Here is a 374-nt window from a genome sequence, read left to right as displayed (position 1 = left end):
ACCGCCAGGCATCCGACCATGATCGCGGGCGGCGGCCCCGCCGGGGTCGCGCAGCCCGCCGCCGCGCTGCTGGGGGTGTAGCCCGGCGGGATCGCGATCTGCGTCTCGTCCCCCGTCCGCACGCTCGCGGCGGCGGATCTGGGGCCGGGCGGGGGCACGATCTCGGTCACGCCATAGGTCGCGCACAGCCGCGCATAGTTGCGCGGGCCGATGTCTTCGAACGAGCCTATCCCGAGGTGCGCGGGCGGCGGGAAGGGGGCGCCGCCATGGTGCCGGTCGGTGGTCGCGGGATCGTGCAGCACGGCGGCGGGGCGGCGCACGACGAATTCCATGATCAGGCGGTTGCCATAGTTGACGACGCAGGCCTCGTAGAC

General features: G+C 73.8%; 1 protein-coding gene. It reads right to left on the bottom strand.

Annotated elements, in window-relative coordinates; translation table 11 throughout:
* A partial coding sequence (locus Q0326_RS12450) for a hypothetical protein (RefSeq protein WP_298690919.1) occupies positions 1 to 320 on the bottom strand: 320 nt, incomplete at its 3' end.
* Between the last annotated feature and the right edge of the window lie 54 nt (positions 321 to 374).

The sequence above is a fragment of the uncultured Sphingomonas sp. genome, from assembly GCF_937859915.1.
Taxonomy (GTDB): domain Bacteria; phylum Pseudomonadota; class Alphaproteobacteria; order Sphingomonadales; family Sphingomonadaceae; genus Solisphingomonas.
The sequence above is the reverse complement of the archived record's forward strand: the minus strand, read 5'-3'. Positions and strand labels throughout refer to the sequence as shown.